A 6,312-nucleotide genomic window follows, 5' to 3' on the forward strand; every position below is an offset into this window, starting at 1 on the left:
GAATTGCATGAAAACAACCAGATTGTCAGCAAAACAGAATTCAGGTGAGCAATTGATGAGGCCAGGACAGCAAAACAAGCGCGGCCGGGGGCGTGGAAACAACAACAATAATAATAATGGTGGCGGTAACAATAACAACTTCAACCGCAAGGGCGGCAATCCGCTCACCAGGACTTATGACAGTTCCGGTCCCGATGTTAAAATCCGTGGCACAGCCCAGCACATAGCGGAAAAATATGCGGCGCTGGCGCGCGACGCGCAGAGTTCGGGCGACCGCGTGATCGCTGAAAACTATCTGCAGCACGCTGAACATTACAACCGCATCATCGCTTCGGCCCAGGCCCAGATGCAGGAACGCTTCCAGCGCGACGATCGCGGCGACTACAACGCCGCCGATGCCGACGATATGGATGTGAATGACGGCGACGATGGCGTCGTTGTGCCGCAGCAGCAGGCCGAACAGGCCGAGCGCGCGCCGCAACCCGAACGCCATGAGCGCGCCGACAGGAACGAGCAGCATCAGGAGCGCCGCGAGCGTCCTGACCGTCGCGAACGGCAGGAGCGTCAGCCGCGCCAGCCGCAGGTCGCCGCCGAACAGCAGCCGCCGGTCTACGACGCCAGCCAGGCGCCCCAGCCGGTCATCGAAGGCACGCCCATGGAAGTGGCCGTCGAGGAAGAGCAGCAGGCGGAAGCTCCGGCGGAACGTGCGCCCAAGGCACGCCGGGCAGCGGGTCCGCGTCCGCGCCGTCCGCGCCGCGCCGCCGCTGCGGAAGGTGCCGGGGGCGAGGATGCCCCAGCCGGTGAAGAGGCTCCCGCTGCCACGCTTGAGAATGCCGCTGAATAAGCAGCGTTCGCAAATCAGCTACGCGATTGAAAAACTCCGGCTTGCCGGAGTTTTTTGTTTTTGATGATCGATGAGAGACGGGCTGTCGCCCGGGCTTGGCCGCAGCGCGGAATTGACGCCGGTCATGTCAGGTGAAAATTTCCCGGATGGAGGATTTCCTCCCCCTTTAAACCAATGAAAATGCCTCCCATATTCGTGCAGGAAGGACGGATGCCGCATTCGCCGGCAACCGGTCTTCAAGAGGCGGCGATCGTGAAATCCTTAAAACACGGCTGTCGTAGCGGGGCTTGCCTTTTGAGGGAGCCTCAACCCTAACACCCGGATCTGTGCCGAAAGCGGGCGGGCCGGTCTATGGAGGTTCGATTATGAATATTGATAAATACTCTGAGCGCGTTCGCGGTTTCCTGCAGTCGGCGCAGACTTTTGCACTGGCGGAGAACCACCAGCAGTTTTCCCCCGAACATGTTCTGAAGGTTCTGCTTGATGACGAGCAGGGCATGGCGGCATCGCTGATCGAGCGTGCCGGCGGCAACGCGAAAGAAGCGCGTCTTGCCAATGACGCGGCGCTGGCGAAATTGCCCAAGGTTTCCGGCGGCAATGGCGGCCTGGCGCTCACGGCGCCGCTTGCCAAGGTGTTTTCGACGGCGGAAGACCTTGCCAAGAAGGCCGGCGACAGCTTCGTCACCGTCGAGCGCCTTCTGCAGGCGCTTGCGATTGAAACTTCCGCTTCCACGTCGGCTTCCCTGAAAAAGGCGGGTGCGACCGCACAGGCGCTCAATCAGGCCATCAACGATATCCGCAAGGGCCGCACGGCCGACAGCGCCAATGCCGAACAGGGCTTTGACGCGCTGAAGAAGTTTGCGCGTGACCTGACGGAAGAGGCTCGCGAAGGTAAGCTTGACCCGGTGATCGGCCGTGACGACGAAATTCGTCGCACCATCCAGGTCCTGTCGCGCCGCACCAAGAACAATCCCGTGCTGATCGGTGAACCGGGCGTCGGTAAAACGGCGATCGCCGAAGGCCTTGCGCTGCGCATCGTCAATGGCGACGTGCCTGAAAGCCTGAAGGACAAGAAGCTGATGGCGCTCGATATGGGCGCGCTGATCGCCGGCGCGAAATATCGCGGTGAATTCGAAGAGCGCCTGAAGGCCGTGCTCAATGAAGTGCAGGCCGAAGATGGCGGTATCATCCTGTTCATCGACGAGATGCACACGCTGGTCGGCGCCGGCAAGGCCGATGGCGCAATGGATGCATCCAACCTCCTGAAGCCCGCTCTTGCCCGCGGCGAGTTGCACTGCGTCGGCGCCACCACGCTCGATGAGTACCGCAAGCATGTCGAGAAAGACCCGGCCCTTGCCCGCCGTTTCCAGCCCGTGCTGGTGGATGAGCCGACCGTGGAGGACACGATCTCGATCCTGCGCGGCCTGAAGGAAAAATACGAACAGCATCACAAGGTCCGCATCTCGGATTCGGCCCTGGTTGCGGCTGCGACGCTTTCCAACCGCTACATCACCGACCGCTTCCTGCCCGACAAGGCCATCGACCTTATGGACGAGGCCGCCTCGCGTCTGCGCATGCAGGTGGATTCCAAGCCGGAAGAACTGGACGAACTGGATCGCCGCATCATTCAGCTGAAGATCGAGCGCGAGGCCCTCAAGCAGGAAACGGACCAGTCTTCCGTCGATCGCCTCAAGAAGCTCGAAGACGAACTGGCCGATACGGAAGAAAAGGCAGATGCGCTGACGGCCCGCTGGCAGGCGGAAAAGCAGAAGCTCGGCCATGCCGCCGATCTCAAGAAGCGGCTGGACGAGGCCCGCAACGAGCTGGCGATCGCCCAGCGCAATGGTCAGTTCCAGCGCGCCGGCGAGTTGACCTATGGCATCATTCCGGGCATCGAAAAGGAACTTGCTGCGGCGGAAGCGCGGGATAACAGCGGCGTCGGTTCGATGGTTCAGGAAGTGGTGACGGCGGACAATATCGCCCATGTCGTCTCGCGCTGGACGGGCATCCCGGTTGACAAGATGCTGGAAGGCCAGCGCGAAAAGCTGCTGCGCATGGAAGACGAACTTGCCAAGTCCGTTGTCGGCCAGGGCGAGGCCGTTCAGGCGGTGTCGAAAGCAGTTCGCCGTTCGCGCGCCGGCCTGCAGGATCCCAACCGGCCGATCGGCTCGTTCATCTTCCTCGGCCCGACGGGCGTGGGCAAGACCGAGCTTACCAAGTCGCTCGCCCGCTTCCTGTTCGACGACGAAACCGCGATGGTTCGCCTCGACATGTCGGAATATATGGAGAAACACTCCGTTGCCCGGCTGATTGGCGCCCCTCCCGGCTATGTCGGTTACGAGGAGGGCGGCGCGCTCACGGAAGCGGTTCGCCGCCGGCCCTATCAGGTCGTGTTGTTCGACGAGATCGAGAAAGCGCATCCGGACGTGTTCAACGTCCTGCTGCAGGTGCTGGACGACGGCCGCCTCACGGATGGCCAGGGCCGCACCGTCGATTTCAAGAACACCATCATCATCATGACCTCGAACCTCGGTTCGGAATTCATGACGCAGATGGGTGACAATGACGACGTGGATTCGGTTCGCGATCTGGTGATGGAGCGGGTCCGGTCGCACTTCCGACCGGAATTCCTCAACCGCATCGACGATATCATCCTGTTCCACCGCCTGCGGCGCGACGAAATGGGTGCGATCGTGGACATCCAGCTGAAGCGGCTCGTTTCGCTGCTGGGAGATCGCAAGATTTCGCTCGAACTGGATGAGGATGCCCGTCACTGGCTTGCCAATAAGGGGTATGATCCGGCCTATGGTGCGCGTCCGCTGAAGCGGGTGATCCAGAAGGCGGTCCAGGACAGGCTTGCCGAAATGATCCTCGGCGGTGAAGTCCCGGACGGTTCGCGGGTCAAGGTGACGTCCGGCACAGACCGGCTTCTGTTCAAGGTGAAGCCGCCGAAGGGCGAGACCGAGGCCGAAACGGCCGATGCCGCATAAACGAAAGGGCTCCGGAAACGGAGCCCTTTTACGTGGCGGGTCCGGCCGGAACAAAAGGGCGCTTTTCCCGGAAATGCTCGATTGCCGGCTGCTTAGCGGCTCGCCACCTGATTGGGCTTTTCGTCGATGTTCAGCAGATTGTCGATGCGCTTTCTCTCGTCGGAGAACCGCGCCAGCGCGTTGCCGGAAAGCGACTTGCCGCCCGGCAGGCGTACCTTCATCGCATCCACCTTGGTGCCGTTGACGATCAGCTCGTAATGCAGATGCGCGCCGGTTGAAAGGCCGGTGGATCCGACATAACCGATCACCTGGCCCTGCCTTACCTTCGCACCTTCCGTGACCCCCTTGGCGATCGCGCTCTGGTGATTATAGGAAGACACATAGCCATTGGCATGGCGGATCAGGGTCTGGTTGCCATAACCCGAAGCCCAGCCGGCCTTTTCGACTATACCGTTGCCGGTCGCAATGATCGGCGTGCCACGGGCGGCGGCCCAGTCGGTACCGGTATGCATGCGGCTGAATTTCAGAACCGGGTGGCGGCGCATGCCGAAACCGGAGGTCATGCGACCGTTGGGAACGGGATTGCGCAACAGGAACTGCCGGATGCTTTTGCCGTTCTCGTCAAAATAATCGATGCTGTTGTCTTCCAGGTTCTGGAAGCGGTAAAAACGCGTCTCGTTGTCGCCGAACTTGGCGTTGACGTAAAGCAGTTCGGACTTGTCCGTCGCCTTGCCGTCCGCGTCTTCGACGGAGAAGAAGGCTTCCAGCGTATCGGCGGGCTTCAGTTGCGCCTGGAAATCGACACTGCTGGCCAGAAGCTTGATGAGCTGGGAGACCATGCTCTGGTTCATGCCGTAAGCCAGAGCCGCGCGATAGACCCCGTCATAGACGCTCGGCAGATCGCGGCCGGCCGCCGGCGCCGGCGTGCTGTCGAAGGCCGTAGCCACCGCATCGAGTTTTGGTGGTTCGCTGGCCTTGATGAAACGTTTGCGGTCATCCACGGCCATTGTGACCATGTGGCGGCCCTTGCGATAAAGGCTCACGCGCACAATGTCGCTTTTTTCATCTTCCTGAATAATGCCGACCCGCAGCACATCGCCGCTTTCGACATTGTCCGACTGGATTTGCGGCGACAGCAGCCCGGCGATTTCCGAGGATTGCACCTTCGAATAACCGGCCCCGAACAGGGCGGCCTCGATGGTCTCGGTCTGGCGGGCAGGGATCACGTCGTCGGCATATTCCTTGACCGGGACAGAGGTCGATTGCGGCGTCGAGACCGACATATTCTGTTCGACAACACGCGCGGCGAGGCCGGCGGTGATGTCGACATCGCCTTCGTCATTATCGAAACGGCGGGGGTCGATATAATAGAGCGCGGCAAGCTGCTCGTTACCATCCGTCAGGATCGAGCCGTTCGATCGAACCGCCTCCTCGACCTCATCGAAGCTCAAGGAGCCAGCGAAGGCGTATTTGGAGTGCTGGACGGGAAAGGCGACGGTTTTCAGGCTGACTTCGGACTCGACTTCGGAGCCGTAGATCGTTCCCGTGCGGCTTGGCGCCGGTGCCGCCGCGTCCTTGTCGTCATTGCTGGCGAAGATGTTCAGGGGGTCGAAGGCGGGATAGTCGTCCTGCTTGGCGTAATTTGCCGCGAGCGGGATCTTCACATGCGAGAAGGGGACCTTGCGGACCACTTCCTTGTCGCCGTCATTGATGACGGTGGAGACTTCCATGATCGACCGGTCGGATGGCCGGGCGGCGATATTCGGTGCGATGAGGCGCGTTCCGCGGCGCGCGGCTTCGGTGGCGTTGTTGCCCATATCCGCCTTGGCAAAAGCTTCCGCTGGAATGGCGAGCTGCTGGCGGCCGTCAAGGGCCGCGAACAGGGCCACACCCATCAATATGGAAGAGGTGATGCCGGTCAGAAACGTGCCGGAAAGCCATCGCAGCGAAATCTCGCGACGATCGGGTGCACGACGCCCTTCCGCCAGAATTGGCGGTTCCGTGCCTAGCGACCGGATCACATTGCGATCCGCAGTCATACTGGCTGTGCCCCGTCGGTCATACGCTCTCCAGAAACTTCAGGCGAAGGTGTGCAACTTTCAAGGCCGTGAGTCAAATCCATCGACACATCGGCAGATACATTGCAGCGCGCTGTATAAGGACATGCGCAGGCAGGCCCTGTGTTAACGCTTCGTTGACACAGCAATCAGGGAGGAACCGGGCTAAAAGAAGGCGCGTAAGCCGTCTTGCCGGTCCCGAGGCCCTTCTCCTGTGCAAAACTCTGGCGGGGATGGCGACTTATCGGGGCAATGATCGACAAAAAACGAAATAGATTATTAAATTCAATAGCTTGTTTAATTTCTCCATTTTTTCGAATTCGGTGTGTTGACTTGTTTGGTTCGGTAGATTTATAAGTCCGCTCACTGAACGAGGGCGGCGGCGCTGCTGGCGACGAAGACTTTCGTTCTAAATAAATCA

General features: G+C 60.5%; 4 protein-coding genes. 2 read left to right on the forward strand and 2 right to left on the reverse strand.

Annotation, left to right across the window (positions count from 1 at the left end; translation table 11 throughout):
* Positions 1-55 precede the first annotated feature (55 nt).
* Both ACI2KA_RS06755 and clpB read left to right on the forward strand, forming a co-directional pair.
* On the forward strand, positions 56-844 hold the full coding sequence (locus tag ACI2KA_RS06755) for a DUF4167 domain-containing protein (RefSeq protein ID WP_404500411.1): 789 nt from the start codon (positions 56-58) through the stop codon (positions 842-844).
* Between the two features lie 365 nt (positions 845-1,209).
* Complete coding sequence (gene clpB / locus ACI2KA_RS06760) at positions 1,210-3,834, forward strand: ATP-dependent chaperone ClpB (protein WP_404500413.1); 2,625 nt, start codon at positions 1,210-1,212, stop codon at positions 3,832-3,834.
* A gap of 92 nt (positions 3,835-3,926) precedes the next feature.
* Here clpB and ACI2KA_RS06765 read toward each other — a convergent pair whose 3' ends face one another.
* Both ACI2KA_RS06765 and ACI2KA_RS06770 read right to left on the reverse strand, forming a co-directional pair.
* Complete coding sequence (locus ACI2KA_RS06765) at positions 3,927-5,873, reverse strand: M23 family metallopeptidase (protein WP_404500415.1); 1,947 nt, start codon at positions 5,871-5,873, stop codon at positions 3,927-3,929.
* A 167-nt stretch (positions 5,874-6,040) separates the two neighbouring features.
* The coding region (locus ACI2KA_RS06770) for a hypothetical protein (RefSeq protein ID WP_404500417.1) at positions 6,041-6,312 on the reverse strand (272 nt) is incomplete at its 5' end.

This window comes from Agrobacterium sp. NPDC089420 (genome assembly GCF_044900305.1).
Taxonomy (GTDB): domain Bacteria; phylum Pseudomonadota; class Alphaproteobacteria; order Rhizobiales; family Rhizobiaceae; genus Agrobacterium.